We start from the raw sequence: 13,835 nt of genomic DNA, 5'->3' as shown, positions 1-13,835 counted from the left end.
CGCCCGCGGCGTGGTGGCGTACGGGCCCGTGGGACCGGGCCCGCCGTGGCGCGGTGGTGCGGGCCGTGGGCCGGGCCCGCTGTGGGGTGGTGCGGGGGCCGTGGGGTCGGGCCCGCCGTCGGGTGGCGCACGGGCCGTGGGCCGGGTCCGCTGAGCCCCCGGCCCGGGTTCAGCCGCGCAGGAGGCGGGTGAGGGCGCGGCCGAACAGGAACCGGCCCGCGCGGGCCGTCAGGGGGTCCAGCAGGCGCGGCAGGCCCCGTACCCGGAGCTCCTCCCGCCAGAGGACCTCGGAGCCCCCGCCGGGGCCCGGCCGCACCTCGATCTCGGCCCAGCCGGTCACCGCCCGGCCGCGCTTTTCGAGCCGGACCAGCCGGGGCGGCTCCCAGCGCACGACCTCCATCGGGTCGTCGAAGGTGATTCCGGCCACTCCGGTGCGGGCCGTGAAGCGGGTTCCGGCACGTGTCGGCGGCGCGGTCCAGATGATCGTCCGGGTCAGCGGGACCTGCGCGCCGTGGCGTTCCCAGTCCGTCACCCGCCTCCAGGCGTCGGCCGGCGCGAGCGGGCTGCGGCGAATGATCCGGATGACGGGCATGAGCGCATGGTAAGCGGGCATACACACCCTGAACTGGACCTCGAATATGGGTTCCGTCCGGGGGCGGCGATCGGTAATACTCACCGCCACCGTGGATCGCGGATTCGACCGGGTGACCACCGGCCCTCCCGCCCCACACTGCGAGGAGGTGCGCCATGTGCTCCCACCAGCCCCCCTGCCCGCCCGCCGACAGCGCCGACCACGAGGCCGCGCGCGTCGTGGCTTCCCATCCCGAACAGGGCTGGAGCCTGCTCTGCAACGGCGTGGTGGTGTTCGACGACACCGGTGAACTGCTCCCCGAAGGCCGGACGGTGGAACCCCGTCGGCCGGCCCTGGTCTGAGCGAGGAGGCAGCATGCGCCAGCAGCTGATCCGCAAGCCCGTCCCCAAGCCCGCCCCCCGAGACCTGGACCTGCGCACACCGTCGGGCAGACCCCTCCCGTACTGACGGGAGCCCCGGCATTACGGCGTCCACCGGAAGGCGATCAGCCGGTGGGCGCCTCAGTACCGCCCAGGAACGCGGTCTCGTACGCCGCGTCGCCGATCGCCGCCCGTGCCTGCCGTTCGCCCTGGTCCCGCAGGGCGGTCAACGAGGGCGAGCCCATCTGCGGCCGGCCGACCGTGCGCCACCAGGCGTGCCCGGTGCCGAGCAGCCGCGCGGCCAGCTCCCCGTCGCCCAGGGCCGCCACCGCGGCCGCGAGCACGTCCAGGCCCAGCGCGATGCCGAAGCGGTCGCCCAGCAGCCGCTTCCCCGAGAGCATCGCCCGCACGTGCCGGGCCGCCTCCCCGTGCTGGCCGAGCCCCAGCGCCGCGACGGCCAGGATGTAGTCCGCGTACGCCCGCAGCCAGCGCTCGCCCAGCTCCGCGCAGGACTCCCGCAGCCCCCGGGCCTCCTCGGCGGCCTCCTCGTAGCGCCCGAGGTCGCACAGGGCGTACCCGGTGGCCAGCCGGCACAGCAGCCAGCCCGTGCCGCTGGTGCGGCCGCCGTGGCCCGCCCGCGCCCGGGGTCCGGCCAGCACGATCGCCGCAGTCGGGTCGCCCGGCATCAGGACCGACACGGCCCGCAGGTAGGCGGCGCGCAGCTCCGGCTCCGGGTCATCGAGCGGGGCGGCCGCACGGGCACACCGCAGGCCGGTCTCCCGGGCCGGTTCCAAGTCGCCCTGGAGCAGCATCGTCAGGCCGAGGGCCCACAGCCCCTGGGCCCGGGCGGCGCCCCCGGGCGGGGCCTCGTCCAGGGCCCGTTCCAGGAAGCGACGGCCCTCGTGGACGTGCCCGCAGGCGAACCAGAAGAACCACAGGGCTCCGGCCATCTCCAGGGCCGCGGCCGGGTCGGCGGCGAGCAGGTGCTCCAGGGCGGTGCGCAGCTGCGCGTGCTCGGCGGTCATCCTGCGGTACCAGTCCACCTGGCCGGGCCCCATCCAGCCCTTGTCGGCGGCCTGCGACAGCGCGGCGTACCAGTGGGCGTGCCGGTCGGCGACGGACCGTACCTCGCCCAGCTCCACCAGCCAGTCGTGGCCGAACTCGCGGATCGTGTCCAGCATCAGGTAGCGGGCGCCCGCCCCCCGTTCCCGGGAGCGGCGTACGACGGACTTGGCGACCAGCCCCTCCAGTACCCGTTCCACCCGCCCCGGGGCCAGCGGCCCGCCGGAGCACACGGCCCGGGCGGCGGCCACGTCGAAGTCCCCGGTGAACACCGACAGCCGGGACCACAGCAGCCGCTCCACGGGCTCGCACAGCTCGTGGCTCCACCCGATCGCGGTGCGCATGGTCTGGTGCCGGGGCAGGTGCGCGGCCCGGGTGTCGGCGAGCACCTCGAAGCGGGTGCCCAGACGCTGCGCCATCTGCTCCAGAGTCCACAACCGCAGCCGGGCGCCCGCCAGTTCGAGGGCGAGCGGGATGCCGTCCAGGCGGCGGCAGACCTCGGCGGCGGTGCGGGTGCGGTCCGGGTCGGCGAAGACGGCGGCGGCGGCCTCCGGGGCGGCGGTCAGGGCGCGGGCCCGGAAGAGGGCCAGGGCGTCGCTGTCGGGGCCCTCGGAGGGCAGCGGGCGGACCTCGACGACCCGTTCGCCGGGGGAGCCCAGCCGTTCCCGGGAGGTGGTCAGCACGGTCAGGCCCGGTGCGGACTGCAGGAGTTCGCCCGTCAGGTGCCGCACCTCGGAGACGAGGTGTTCGCAGGTGTCGAGGACGAGGAGGATCTCCTTGTCCGCCATCCACGCGCACAGCTCCTCGTCGAGGGGCTGCGCGGAGTGGTCGGCGAGACCGACGGCGTGGGCCACCGTGGTGGTGAGCAGTCTGGGGTCGCGCAGCGGCGAGAGCTGTACCCACCAGACCCCGTCGCGCCAGACCCCGTCGCGCCGGGCCGAGGCCCGGCCGACGGCGCGTCGGGCGAGGCGGGACTTGCCCACGCCGCCGACCCCGGTCAGGGTGATCAGTCTTCGTTCGCCCAACAGACGGTCGAGCAGGGTGAGTTCACCCTCCCGACCGACGAAGCTCGCCACGTCCGGCGGCAGATTTCCCGGCACGGCGCCAGAGTCTGGCGCAGGGCCGACACCCGCGGAGTCTGCCTGATTGTCGTTGACCGAGTACTCACCGAACACGGATGTATTGTGCGCGATCTTCTTTCACGGCACGGCCGTTCGCTTCGGATCGCCGTGCGCCGTGCGGGTGACGGTGGGTCGGCCGGCGTCGGCCGCCTCAGCCGGCGAGGGTGATCCGGCGCTCCTCGCAGAAGGCTCCCCAGTTGCCGTCGGGCAGGCGGGCGCGGAGTTTCAGGGACCAGGCGGTCCCGGCCGGTTCGGCCGTGCCGATCCGGTAGGAGGCGCGGCCGGCCGGTACGGCTCCGGCCCCGAACTGGATGACGGTGACGGGCCGGTCGTTGACGTAGAGCTGGTACTCGCTCGTGGGGCGCCCCGTGTCCGGCGGGTTCCAGCTCAGGTCGACCGTGCCGGGGGAGGCGGTCGCGGTGAAGGCGCCGGGCGCGGTGTCCGGGGCGCGGTCGGGGTCGGCCGGGGTGGTCACGGCGACGGCGGGGCCGTCGGGCGAGGAGTTGTCGGCCCCGTCGCGGGCGCGGACGGTGAAGGAGTAGGCGGTGCCCGGCTGCAGGCCGGTCAGCGAGGTGCCCCGCTCGGCGGGGCCGGCCGTGTGGATGCGGGTGCCGCCCTGGTAGACGTCGTAGGCGGTCACGCCCGTGTCGTCCGTGGCCGGGGTCCAGTCGAGCCGGACCGTCCGGGGGCCCTCGGCGCGGCCGGTGGTGGCGGGCGGGGCGGTGGGGGGCACGTGGTCCTCGGGCCTCGCCGCCGGGGTGGTGGCCCGTACGGGCGCGCTGGGGGCGGAGCGGTTCCCGGCGGCGTCCCGGGCGCGGACGGTGAAGTCGTAGGCCGTCCGGGGGGCGAGCCCGGTCACGTCCACCATCGTCCGGTCGGCCGGCAGCTCCTTGACCAGCTGTCCGGCCTGGAAGACCTGGTAGCCGGTGACCCCGTCGGCGGGCGCGGCCGACTCCCACATCACGTGGACCGAAGTGGCGCTGCCCGCCTGGGCGGTGAGCCCGGCGGGCGCGTGCGGGGGGCGGGTGTCGCCGGAGCCGCCGCACCCGGCCAGCGCGCCGGCCGCCAGGCACAGCACGAGGGCCAGGGGGAGGGGGTGCGGGGGAGCGGTGCGTCGCACGGGGGGCCTTCCTGCGCTTCCTTGCCACGGTGACCTCGTAAAGGTCTAGACATATATGGCACGCGCGGCGCCGACCGGGCAAGACCCGTGCCGCGGGCGGGCGGCGGCCGGGGCGGCAGGAAGGCCCCGAGGGGGGTGGTGTGGCCGGATTCGTCTTCTTCTGAACCCGTCTGACATTATTGCGATCTCTTTGCAATAACAGATGACCGTAAACAGGGATGTGCACAGCATGACGGCCCGGACAGTACGGGGAGCGGCCGCAGCCGCGCTCGCCACCGCACTCATCACGGGCGTGACGGCCTGCGCGAACCCCTCGGGGCCGGCCCGGCCGGCCGATTCCGCCGTGGTCGGCATCGCCACCGAGCCGGAGAGCCTCAGCCCGCTGCTCGGCTACGGCAAGGACGGCAACTCCAAGATCTTCGACGGGCTGCTCACCCACGACGCGGACATGAAGCTCAGGCCCGCCCTCGCCGAAGCCCTGCCCGAGGTCTCCGCCGACGGCCGCACGTACACGTACCGGCTGCGCCAGGGCGTGAAGTTCAGCGACGGGAAGCCCTTCACGGCCGCCGACGTCGAGTTCACCTACCGGACCATCCTGGACCCGGCGACGAACAACGCCTCCAAGACCGAACTCGACGCGATCGAGAGCGTCACCGCACAGGGCCCGGACCGGGTCGTCTTCACCCTGAAGTACCCCTACGCCCCCTTCGCCGAACGCACCGTCCTGCCCATCGCCCCGCAGCACGTCGCCGGGAAGCAGGACGTCAACAGCGGCGGGTTCACCACCCGGCCCGTCGGCACCGGACCGTACGTGCTCACCGGCTGGTCCAAGGGCGAGAAGATCTCCTTCAGGGCCAACCCGTCCTACTGGGGCGGCGAGCCCGCCGTGAAGAAGTTCACGATGGCCGTGATCAAGGACGACGACGTGCGCGCCACCCGGCTGCGCTCCGGCGAGCTCGACGCCGCGATCCTGCCCCCGAACCTGGCCGCGGGCTTCGCCGGTGACCGCACGCGCAGGACGTTCGCCGCGAAGACCTTCGACTACCGCGACGTCACCCTCCCGACGCACCACCCGGTCACCGGCGACCCGGCCGTCCGGCAGGCGCTGGACATCGCCGTCGACCGCGCGACCATGGTCGACAAGCTCCTGGACGGCGCGGGCAGGGCCGCCCACGGCCCGGTGCCCACGGACAGCCCCTGGTTCACGCCCGGTACGGAACGCGCGTACGACCCCGACCGGGCGAAGCGGATCCTCGACGACGCCGGCTGGAAGCCCGCCGCGGACGGCGTCCGCGTCAAGGACGGGGTCCGCGCCTCCTTCCCGCTCTGGTACACCACCGGCGACAAGATCCGCCAGGACCACGCGCTGGCCTTCGCCTCCGACGCCCGCAAGGCGGGCGTCGAGGTCACGACCGAGGCCGGGACCTGGGAGGTCATCGAACCCCGGATGAAGACCGACGCCGTCCTCGCCGGCGGCGGTTCCCCGGCCGACCCCGACTTCGACCAGTACCCGCTGCTGAGCTCCTCCCTCGCGGGCGACGGCTTCAACAACATGGCCCGGTACGACAACCCGGTCGTCGACCGGGCGCTGACCGACGCCCGCAGGAGCGGCGACCCGGCCGCCCGCAAGAGCGCGTACGACACCGTGCAGCGCGAGCTCGTCAAGAACCCCGGCTACGTCTTCCTCACCCACATCGACCACCTCTACGTCGTGAACGACCGCTGGGACGGCCCCTCCACCCAGGTCGAACCCCACGACCACGGTCTCGGCTCCGGCCCCTGGTGGAACGTCGAGCACTGGAAGCCGAAGCAGAAGTGACCCGCGGCCTCCCCTGGGGGCCGATGGCGCGCATGGCGGGGCGGCGGACCCTGTTCGCCGCCCCCGTCCTGCTCCTCGTCACCTTCGGCGTCTTCGCCGTCGCCGCCCTGTCCCCCTTCGACCCCGTCAAGGCCTACGCCGGCACCGCGGGCCTGACCGCCTCGCAGGCCGAACTCGACCAGCTGCGCGCCAACCTCGGCGTGGACCGGCCGTTCACCGCGCGCTGGTGGGACTGGCTCACCTCGGCGCTCACCGGAGACCTCGGCACCTCCGCCGTCCTGCGCCAGCCCGTCGCCGACGTCATCACCGGACGCCTGGGCTGGTCGGCCCTGCTCGCCTGCTGCGCCCTCGCCGTGGCCCTGCTGCCGGCCACGGCCCTCGGCGTGCTCGCCGCCCGCCGCCGGGGCGGCCCCCTCGACCGGGTCGCCACCGCCCTGGCCTACGTCCTGGAGGCGGCCCCCGCCTTCTGGCTCGGGCTGCTGGCCGTCTGGCTGTTCGCGGTCCGCCTCGGCGCACTGCCGTCCGGCGGACTCACCGACGCCGCCGCCGACACCGTCACCGCCGGGCAGGTCGCCTCGCACCTGGTGCTGCCCGCGCTGGTCCTCGGCCTCTCCCAGATGCCCTGGTTCTACCTCTACGTGCGCGAGGGCGTGGCCGACGCGCTGGAGCAGGACCCCGTACGCGGGGCCCGGGCGCGGGGCCTGTCCGAGCGGCGGGTCCTGCTCGGCCACGGGCTGCGCTGCGGGATGCTCCCCGTGCTCACGCTCATCGGCTCCCGAGTGCCGGAGCTGATCACCGGGGCCCTGCTGGTGGAGACCGTGTTCAGCTGGCCCGGCATCGCGGCCGCCACCGTCCAGGCCGCCACCTCGGTGGACTTCCCGCTGCTGGCCGCCCTGACCGTCCTGGCCACCGCCGCGGTGCTGGCCGGGAACCTGCTGTCCGACCTGCTGTACGGGCTGGCGGACCCGAGGGTGGGCTTCGATGGCTGACCTCCCCGGCGCGACCGGCGCCCCCGCGGGCGCGGCCCCCGACGCCCCCGCGGGCCCCGTGAAGTGGCGTCGCCACGGGCCCGACCGCCGCTCCACGCGCACCCTGCGCCTGCGCGCCTCGGCGGCCGTGCTGGCCCTGCTCGCCCTGGCCGTCCTGCTGGTGCCCCCACTGGCACAGCTCGACCAGCAGGCCGTCGACCTCTCCGCGAAACTGCTGCCGCCGTCCGTGCGCCACCCCTTCGGCACCGACGACCTGGGCCGCGACCTGCTGCTGCGCTGCGTCTTCGGGCTGCGCGTCTCCCTGCTGGTCGGCCTGGTGGCGGCGCTCGCCGCGACCGTGGTCGGCACGGCGGTGGGCGCGGCCGCCGGGGCGCTGGGCGGCTGGACCGACCGGCTCGTCATGCGCGGCGTCGACGCCCTCTCCTCCGTTCCGCACCTGCTGCTCGGCATCTTCGTCGTGGCCCTGTTCCGGCCCGGCGTCTGGCCCGTGGTGGTGTCCGTGGCGCTGACCCACTGGCTGTCCACCGCCCGGATCGTGCGCGCCGAGGTGCTCTCCCTGCGCGGACGCCCGTACGTGGACGCGGCCGTCTCCGGCGGCGCGTCGCGGTGGCGGGTCGCCGTACGCCACCTGGTGCCCGCAGTGCTGCCCCGGGCCGGGCTGGCCGCGGTGCTGATGATCCCGCACGCCATGTGGCACGAGTCCGCCCTGTCCTTCCTCGGCCTCGGCCTGCCCGCCCGCCAGGCCAGCCTCGGCACCCTCGTGCAGGACGCGCGCGGCTCCCTCCTGGCCGGCGACTGGTGGCCCACCCTCTTCCCCGGGCTGCTGCTCATCGTCCCCACCCTGGCCCTCGCCGGGCTCGCCGGTGCCTGGCGCGACCGGCTCGACCCCCGGCGCCGTTCGGAGCTGACCCTGTGAGCCCCCGTCCCGCACTCGCGCCCGCCGGGCAGGCGCCCCCCGTCCTGCGCGTGGAGGGGCTCGGCGTCCGCTTCAGGATGCGCGGCGGACGCCACGTCGAGGCCGTCACCGACGCGGCCTTCGAACTGCGCTCCGGCAGCTGCCTCGCCCTCGTCGGCGAGAGCGGCTGCGGCAAGTCCGTCCTCGCCTCCGCACTCCTCGGCCTGCTCCCCGGCAACGCCGAGACCGCCGGGTCGGCCCGGCTCGCCGACGGCCTCGACCTGCTCGCCGCCGACGAGAGGACCCTGGCCCGCACGGTCCGCGGCCGACGCGTCGGCCTGGTCCCGCAGAGCCCCGCCGCACACCTCACCCCGGTCCGCACCGTCCGCTCGCAGCTCCAGGAGACCGTCCGGGAGCTGCTCGCCCCGCAGGGCGGGAAGGCGCGGCTGCGCGCGGCCGCCGAGGCCGCCGCCGCGCGGGCCGCCTTCCCCGCCGACCACCTCGACCACCACCCCCACGAACTCTCCGGCGGCCTCGCCCAGCGCGCCGCCACCGCCCTCGCGCTCGTCGGGGACGCCTCCCTGCTCCTCGCCGACGAGCCGACCACCGGCCTCGACCGGGACCTCGTCGACCGCACCGTCGACGAACTGCGCGCCCACACCAGGGACGCCGGCCGGGCTCTGCTGATGATCACCCACGACCTGGCCGCGGCCCGGCGTGTCGCCGACACCGTCGCCGTCATGTACGCGGGCCGGATCGTGGAACTCGCCCCCGCCGACGCCTTCTTCGGCGCACCCGGCCCCCGCCACCCCTACGCCCGCGGCCTGCTCGACGCCCTCCCCGAGCGCGCCTTCACACCGATCCCCGGAGCCCCGCCCGAACTCGGCGACCTGCCGCCCGGCTGCGCCTTCGCCGCCCGCTGCGCCCTGGCCGACGCCGACTGCCGGGCCGTACGGCCCCCGCTGACCGAAGGGGTGGCCTGCCACCGTGCTTGAGCTCCGGGGCATCACCGCCGGCTACGACCGCCGCCGGCCCGTCGTCCGTGACGCGCACCTCGCGCTGCGCCCCGGCGAGGCCCTCGGCCTGCTCGGGCCCAGCGGCTGCGGCAAGTCCACCCTGGCCCGGGTCGCCGCCCTGCTGCACCGGCCGGACCGGGGGACGGTGGTCCTCGGCGGCCGCACCGTGACCGGCTTCCGGCACCGGGCCCCGCGTTCCCTGCGCACCGAGGTCGGCGTCGTCTTCCAGCAGCCCAGGCTCGCCGCGGACCCCCGCCTCAGGCTGCGCGACCTCGTCGCGGAGCCGCTGCGGGCCACGGGCCGCGGGCGGGGGGCGGAAGCGGCCGTCGACGGACTGGCCGAGCGGGTCGGCCTCGGCCCGGACCTCCTCGCCCGGCGCCCCCACGAGGTCAGCGACGGCCAGCTGCAACGCGCCTGCGTGGCCCGCGCGCTGGTGCTGCGGCCGCGCTGGCTGGTCTGCGACGAGATGACCGCGATGCTCGACGCCTCCACCACGGCGGCCCTGGTCGCGGCGGTGGAGGCGTACCGCAGGGAGACCGGGGCCGGGCTGCTCGCGGTGGGCCACGATCCGGTGCTGCTCGGCCGGTGGTGCGACCGTACGGCCCACTGGAGCGACATCGCGGACAGTTGATCGACTGTTGCGCCTTCGTGAATCATCCGGCTCTTCCATGGACTCCTCGGGCAGTGCGATCTAGCGTCTGGCGGCGGCGCGATGTCAGACGCAATGTCAACAACACTGTGGAAAAAGGAGGATGACCGGATGTTCCGAAGAGCGCTGAACTGCGCTGTGGTCCCCGCCATCGCCGCCCTGACGGTGATCGGCGGGATCTCCCCGGCCCACGCCGAGGAGATCCCCAAGGCTCCCGGCCACCGCCTGGTCAGCCACTACGAGGGGAGCCCCGCCGCCGCGGCGCCGCTGCCCGGCGAAGCCCCGCCGCAGCACCCCTTCCTCGCGCCCAACGGCCGCAGCGGCATGCACTCCGACGCGGCCGGCAGCGCCACCTCTCCCTGGTCCGGCCCGCTCGGCAAGAACCCGCAGGTCACCAGCGAGAAGATCGCCGCCCTCGGCGGTGAGTGCGCCACCGCCACCTTCGACGCGGGCGGCCGCCTCGTCACCGTCTGCGGCACCTTCTCCGGCTTCAAGGTCAAGCTCCTCGAGCCCCGTACGCTCGCCACGCTCGCGGAGTACCAGCTCCCGCAGCGCTCTTCGACGGTCGAGGCGATCACCTCCCTCGACTTCGCGAAGATCTTCAAGGACACCTCCGGCGGCGCCTACTTCTACCTGGACGACCAGGACCGGGCCGTGCTGGCCGACTCCCGCCAGCACGTCCTGCGCCTCGCCCACAGCCAGAACCCCGACGGCAGCTGGAAGTTCACCGTCGAGAACGACTGGGACCTCACCGGCCAGGTGCCCCACGACTGCGTCAGCTGGACCAACCTGTGGCCCAGCGGCACCTGCGACCCGGTCACCTCCGTCATGCCCGACTGGAACGGCCGCATCTGGTGGGTCACCCGGCTGGGCCGCGTCGGCACCGTCGACCCGGGCACGGGCGCGATCCGCTCGATCCGCCTGGAGGGCGAGGAGATCCAGAACTCCTTCTCGGTCGCCGAGGACGGGGTCTCCATCGTCACCGACCACGCGCTCTACAGCTTCCGCGCCACCGCCGACGGCACCCCCGAGGCACAGTGGCGCCAGACCTACGACCGCGGTACCGGCACCAAGCCCGGTTCCGTGAACCAGGGTTCGGGCACCACCCCGGACCTCTTCGGCAATGGCTACGTCGCCATCACCGACAACGCCGACGACCGGATGAACGTCCTCGTCTACCGGCGGGGCGTGGACGTCCCCGCCGACCGGCGGCTGGTCTGCAAGGTGCCCGTCTTCGGCTCCGGCGCCTCGACCACCGACAACTCCCTCATCACCTGGGGCAACAGCATCGTCGTCGAGAACAACTACGGCTACGAGAACCCCACCTCGCTGCTCCTCGGCAAGTCGGTCACCGGCGGCGTCAGCCGCATCGACGTCCGCGCCGACGGCAGCGGCTGCGACACGGTGTGGCAGAGCGCGATCCGCTCGCCCTCCGTCGTCCCCAAGCTCTCCACCGGCAACGGGCTGCTCTACTTCTACGAGAAGGAGCCCAACTTCTGGGGCATCGACGCCTGGTACCTCACCGCGGTGGACTTCCGCACCGGTGAGCGCCGCTGGCGGCAGCTGACCGGAACCGGGCCGCTGTACGACAACAACTGGGCGCCGATCACCCTCGGCCCCGACGGCACCGCCTACGTCGGCGTGTTCAACGGCATCGTCGCCGTCCGCGACGGCGGCTGACCGAAGCCGCGCGGACCGGCCCCCGCCCGAACGGCGGGGGCTCAGTCCCCGGGCCGCCACAGCGGATGCGCGGCGTCGGCCCACCACCGCCCGACGAAACCGGTGCGCATCCCGCGCCGGGCCTCCGGATCGCCCAGGGCCTTGCCGATGTGCCCGGCGAGTACGACCCCCAGCGCCAGGGCCAGCCAGTCGTGGACGAAGGTGGCGCCGGTCCGCCACAGCAGCGGTGCGAGCCGGGTGAACCACATCAGCAGCCCGGTGCCCAGCATCACCAGCACCGCCCCGGCGAGCCAGGCCGCCCACAGCTTCTGCCCGGCGTTGAACTTCCCGGCCGGGCGCGGTCCCCGGCGGCGCAGCGCGGAACGCAGCCAGACCCGGTCGTGCGGGCCGAAGCGGTTCAGCACCCGCAGGTCGGTACGGAAGGCGTGCGAGGCGAGCCCCAGCAGGACGGGCACGGGCAGCGCCAGACCGGCCCACTCGTGGACCGTGACCACCAGGTGCCGGCGCCCGACCAGCTCGGCGAGCGGCGGCAGGTACAGGCAGCCGGCGGTGACCAGGCAGAGCCCCATGAGGGCGGCCGTGGCCCGGTGCACCCAGCGCTCGGCCGGGGTGAACCGCCGCACCCGCTCGGGCGGGCCGGACGGACCGGCCTCAGACGGTCGGGGCATCGTCGCGTCCGTTCGACCGGCCGACCCAGGCGTCCACGTCATAACCGAGCTCCTCCCAGTAGCCGGGTTCGGCCTCGCGGGTCACGGTGATGCCCGAGAGCCACTTCGCCGACTTGTAGAAGTACATGGGCGCCACGTACAGCCGGGCCGGCCCGCCGTGGCTGTGCTCCAGGGGCCGGTCCTGCATGCTCAGGGCCACCATGACGTCGTCGCGCCGCGCCTGCGGGAGGGTGAGGCTCTCGGTGTACGTCCCGTCGAAGCAGGTGAACCGGATGGCCCGGCCCTCGGGCCGCACTCCCGCCGCGTCGAGCAGGCGCATCACCGCGACGCCCTCGAAGGAGGTGCCGGGGACCCGCCAGCCGGTCACGCACTGCACGTCGCGGACCACCCGGGTCTGCGGCAGCCGTCGCAGCGCGGCCAGGTCGTACGTCATCGGCCGCTCCACCAGGCCGTCGACGCGCAGCCGGTAGTCGGCCGCCCCGCGCTCCGGCACGGACGCGGCCACCGAGTAGTACCGGAACCCGCCGCCGTTCGGCAGCAGCCCGGTCAGACCGGTCGGATCCCGGTCGGCCGCCGCCCCCAGCCCGGCCTCCACGCCCCGGCGCAGGGCGGGCGCGGCGACCAGTGCGGCGGCGCCGGCCGCGACGGTGCCGAGGAGCAGCCGCCGCCCGACGGGGGCACCGTGCCCGTCGGGGTCCTGCGTACGCGTATCCGTGCTCACCCGATGATTCGACCACCGGCAGGGGTCCGGACACCAGGCGCGGCGGCCGTCCGTCAGACTTCCGTCACATCCCGGCGGGCCCCGCCGCTAGACGGCCGATTCGAGCCGGCGTTCCCGCTCGGGTTCCGGGAGGGCCTTCGCGGTGGCGGGGATCTGGGAGAGGCTCGCCTCCAGGTCGTCCAGGGCGAGGCGGGCCGCCACGATCCGGTCGCGGACCTCGTCGGCCGGATCCGTGCCGTTCGCCGTGCGCTCCCGGGCCCGGGCTTCGGCCTCCTCCATTTCGCGCGCCTCGTCGAGGGAGTTGAGCACCACGCCGATCAGGACGTTGACCAGCACGAAGGAGGCGAGCAGCGCGTAGGAGGCGTAGTAGACGATGCTGAACCGGGAGATCTCCAGACCGGCCCGGACGGCATCGGTCAGGCCGTCCAGGGTGGTCAGCAGGAACAGGGTGAGCATGGCCCGCCCGATCGACCCGTAGTGGCCCGGGTCGGACTGCGCGAAGCAGACCCAGCCGACCATCGCGTACACGTACAGGACCAGCGCCCCGACGAACAGGAAGCTGGCCGTGCCCGGCAGGCTGCGCCCCACGGCCAGCAGCAGGATCCGCAGGTGGGGCAGGAACCGGGCGGTGCGCAGCACGCGGGCCAGCCGCAGCAGCCGGAGCACGGTGGTGTTCTCGCGCAGGAACGGCAGGAAGGCCGAGGCGACGATCAGCAGGTCGAAGATGTTCCAGGGATCCCGGAAGAATGCTTTCGGCCGGTCCGCGTACGCGCCCAGGCGCAGCAGCATCTCCAGGGTGAACAGGGTCAGGCAGCCGGTCTCCGCCAGTTGCAGGACCTGGCGGTGCGCGTCGGCCAGCCCGCTGTAGGTCTCGGCGCCCATCAGTCCCGCGTTGAGCAGGATCACGGCGAAGACGGCCATCCCGAAGGAGGGGTCCTCGGCGATCCTCCGGCAGTGGGCCGCCAGTCTCCTGCGGCCGGGTCCGGCCGGCGTCGGCTGGTTCATCTCGCTCCTCGTACTCGTTCGTCGTACTCGTATGGGCGGGGGCCCGACCGGCGCGGGGCGTGCGCCCACGCCGTTCCGCCCTTCTAACGCCGCACGGCCGAACGGGTTTCAACGAATCCGGCCCCGCCCGGGGGCGTAC

General features: G+C 74.5%; 13 protein-coding genes. 7 read left to right on the top strand and 6 right to left on the bottom strand.

What is annotated here, in order from left to right:
- Window positions 1-169: 169 nt before the first annotated feature.
- On the bottom strand, window positions 170-592 hold the full coding sequence (locus ACEPPI_RS19925) for an SRPBCC family protein (RefSeq protein ID WP_373916575.1): 423 nt from the start codon (window positions 590-592) through the stop codon (window positions 170-172).
- Window positions 593-747: 155 nt separating this feature from the next.
- On the opposite strand from ACEPPI_RS19925, the gene ACEPPI_RS19920 reads away from it, so the two are divergent.
- Window positions 748-933, top strand: a complete 186-nt coding sequence (locus ACEPPI_RS19920; RefSeq protein ID WP_100661028.1) for a DUF5999 family protein — start codon at window positions 748-750, stop codon at window positions 931-933.
- A gap of 143 nt (window positions 934-1,076) precedes the next feature.
- Here the strand turns inward: ACEPPI_RS19920 and ACEPPI_RS19915 are convergent, their stop codons facing one another.
- Both ACEPPI_RS19915 and ACEPPI_RS19910 read right to left on the bottom strand, forming a co-directional pair.
- Window positions 1,077-3,113 (bottom strand): NB-ARC domain-containing protein, encoded by a 2,037-nt coding sequence (locus ACEPPI_RS19915; protein WP_373916574.1) that lies wholly within the window; start codon window positions 3,111-3,113, stop codon window positions 1,077-1,079.
- A gap of 172 nt (window positions 3,114-3,285) precedes the next feature.
- A complete protein-coding gene (locus ACEPPI_RS19910) occupies window positions 3,286-4,254 on the bottom strand; it encodes a fibronectin type III domain-containing protein (protein ID WP_373916573.1) in 969 nt (322 codons plus the stop codon).
- A gap of 229 nt (window positions 4,255-4,483) precedes the next feature.
- Here ACEPPI_RS19910 and ACEPPI_RS19905 point away from each other — a divergent pair, with 229 nt between their 5' ends.
- From ACEPPI_RS19905 to ACEPPI_RS19880, 6 genes are all read left to right on the top strand, one after another.
- Complete coding sequence (locus ACEPPI_RS19905) at window positions 4,484-6,073, top strand: ABC transporter substrate-binding protein (protein WP_373916572.1); 1,590 nt, start codon at window positions 4,484-4,486, stop codon at window positions 6,071-6,073.
- Window positions 6,070-7,062 carry an ABC transporter permease gene (locus tag ACEPPI_RS19900; protein WP_373916580.1) on the top strand — a complete coding sequence of 331 codons (993 nt, stop codon included), beginning with the start codon at window positions 6,070-6,072 and terminating at the stop codon, window positions 7,060-7,062. The genes ACEPPI_RS19905 and ACEPPI_RS19900 overlap by 4 nt, the downstream gene beginning before the upstream one ends.
- Complete coding sequence (locus ACEPPI_RS19895; RefSeq protein WP_373916571.1) at window positions 7,055-7,978, top strand: ABC transporter permease; 924 nt, start codon at window positions 7,055-7,057, stop codon at window positions 7,976-7,978. The genes ACEPPI_RS19900 and ACEPPI_RS19895 overlap by 8 nt, the downstream gene beginning before the upstream one ends.
- Window positions 7,979-8,055: 77 nt before the next feature.
- Window positions 8,056-8,952, top strand: a complete 897-nt coding sequence (locus ACEPPI_RS19890; RefSeq protein ID WP_373916579.1) for an ABC transporter ATP-binding protein — start codon at window positions 8,056-8,058, stop codon at window positions 8,950-8,952.
- On the top strand, window positions 8,945-9,604 hold the full coding sequence (locus ACEPPI_RS19885) for an ABC transporter ATP-binding protein (protein WP_373916570.1): 660 nt from the start codon (window positions 8,945-8,947) through the stop codon (window positions 9,602-9,604). Before ACEPPI_RS19890 ends, ACEPPI_RS19885 begins: the two co-directional genes overlap by 8 nt.
- A gap of 129 nt (window positions 9,605-9,733) precedes the next feature.
- Window positions 9,734-11,302, top strand: a complete 1,569-nt coding sequence (locus ACEPPI_RS19880; protein WP_373916569.1) for a hypothetical protein — start codon at window positions 9,734-9,736, stop codon at window positions 11,300-11,302.
- Between the two features lie 41 nt (window positions 11,303-11,343).
- On the opposite strand, the gene ACEPPI_RS19875 is transcribed toward ACEPPI_RS19880, so the two are convergent.
- The 3 genes from ACEPPI_RS19875 to ACEPPI_RS19865 all read right to left on the bottom strand — a co-directional run bounded on the left by ACEPPI_RS19875 (window position 11,344) and on the right by ACEPPI_RS19865 (window position 13,696).
- Window positions 11,344-11,970 (bottom strand): cytochrome b/b6 domain-containing protein, encoded by a 627-nt coding sequence (locus ACEPPI_RS19875; RefSeq protein ID WP_373916568.1) that lies wholly within the window; start codon window positions 11,968-11,970, stop codon window positions 11,344-11,346.
- Window positions 11,954-12,691 carry a molybdopterin-dependent oxidoreductase gene (locus ACEPPI_RS19870; RefSeq protein ID WP_373916567.1) on the bottom strand — a complete coding sequence of 246 codons (738 nt, stop codon included), beginning with the start codon at window positions 12,689-12,691 and terminating at the stop codon, window positions 11,954-11,956. The genes ACEPPI_RS19875 and ACEPPI_RS19870 overlap by 17 nt, the downstream gene beginning before the upstream one ends.
- A gap of 87 nt (window positions 12,692-12,778) precedes the next feature.
- Complete coding sequence (locus tag ACEPPI_RS19865; protein WP_373916566.1) at window positions 12,779-13,696, bottom strand: ion transporter; 918 nt, start codon at window positions 13,694-13,696, stop codon at window positions 12,779-12,781.
- Between the last annotated feature and the right edge of the window lie 139 nt (window positions 13,697-13,835).

Source organism: Streptomyces sp. AB3(2024), from assembly GCF_041862025.1.
Classification (GTDB): domain Bacteria; phylum Actinomycetota; class Actinomycetes; order Streptomycetales; family Streptomycetaceae; genus Streptomyces.
This window is presented reverse-complemented; position numbering and strand designations above follow the sequence as displayed.

Bases quoted from the DNA above. Each gene is read 5' to 3' on its own strand.
- ACEPPI_RS19925 (WP_373916575.1), bottom strand. From the start codon at position 592: ATGCCCGTCATCCGGATCATTCGCCGCAGCCCGCTCGCGCCGGCCGAC.
- ACEPPI_RS19920 (WP_100661028.1), top strand. From the start codon at position 748: ATGTGCTCCCACCAGCCCCCCTGCCCGCCCGCCGACAGCGCCGACCAC.
- ACEPPI_RS19905 (WP_373916572.1), top strand. From the start codon at position 4,484: ATGACGGCCCGGACAGTACGGGGAGCGGCCGCAGCCGCGCTCGCCACC.
- ACEPPI_RS19895 (WP_373916571.1), top strand. From the start codon at position 7,055: ATGGCTGACCTCCCCGGCGCGACCGGCGCCCCCGCGGGCGCGGCCCCC.
- ACEPPI_RS19890 (WP_373916579.1), top strand. From the start codon at position 8,056: ATGCGCGGCGGACGCCACGTCGAGGCCGTCACCGACGCGGCCTTCGAA.
- ACEPPI_RS19880 (WP_373916569.1), top strand. From the start codon at position 9,734: ATGTTCCGAAGAGCGCTGAACTGCGCTGTGGTCCCCGCCATCGCCGCC.
- ACEPPI_RS19875 (WP_373916568.1), bottom strand. From the start codon at position 11,970: ATGCCCCGACCGTCTGAGGCCGGTCCGTCCGGCCCGCCCGAGCGGGTG.
- ACEPPI_RS19865 (WP_373916566.1), bottom strand. From the start codon at position 13,696: ATGAACCAGCCGACGCCGGCCGGACCCGGCCGCAGGAGACTGGCGGCC.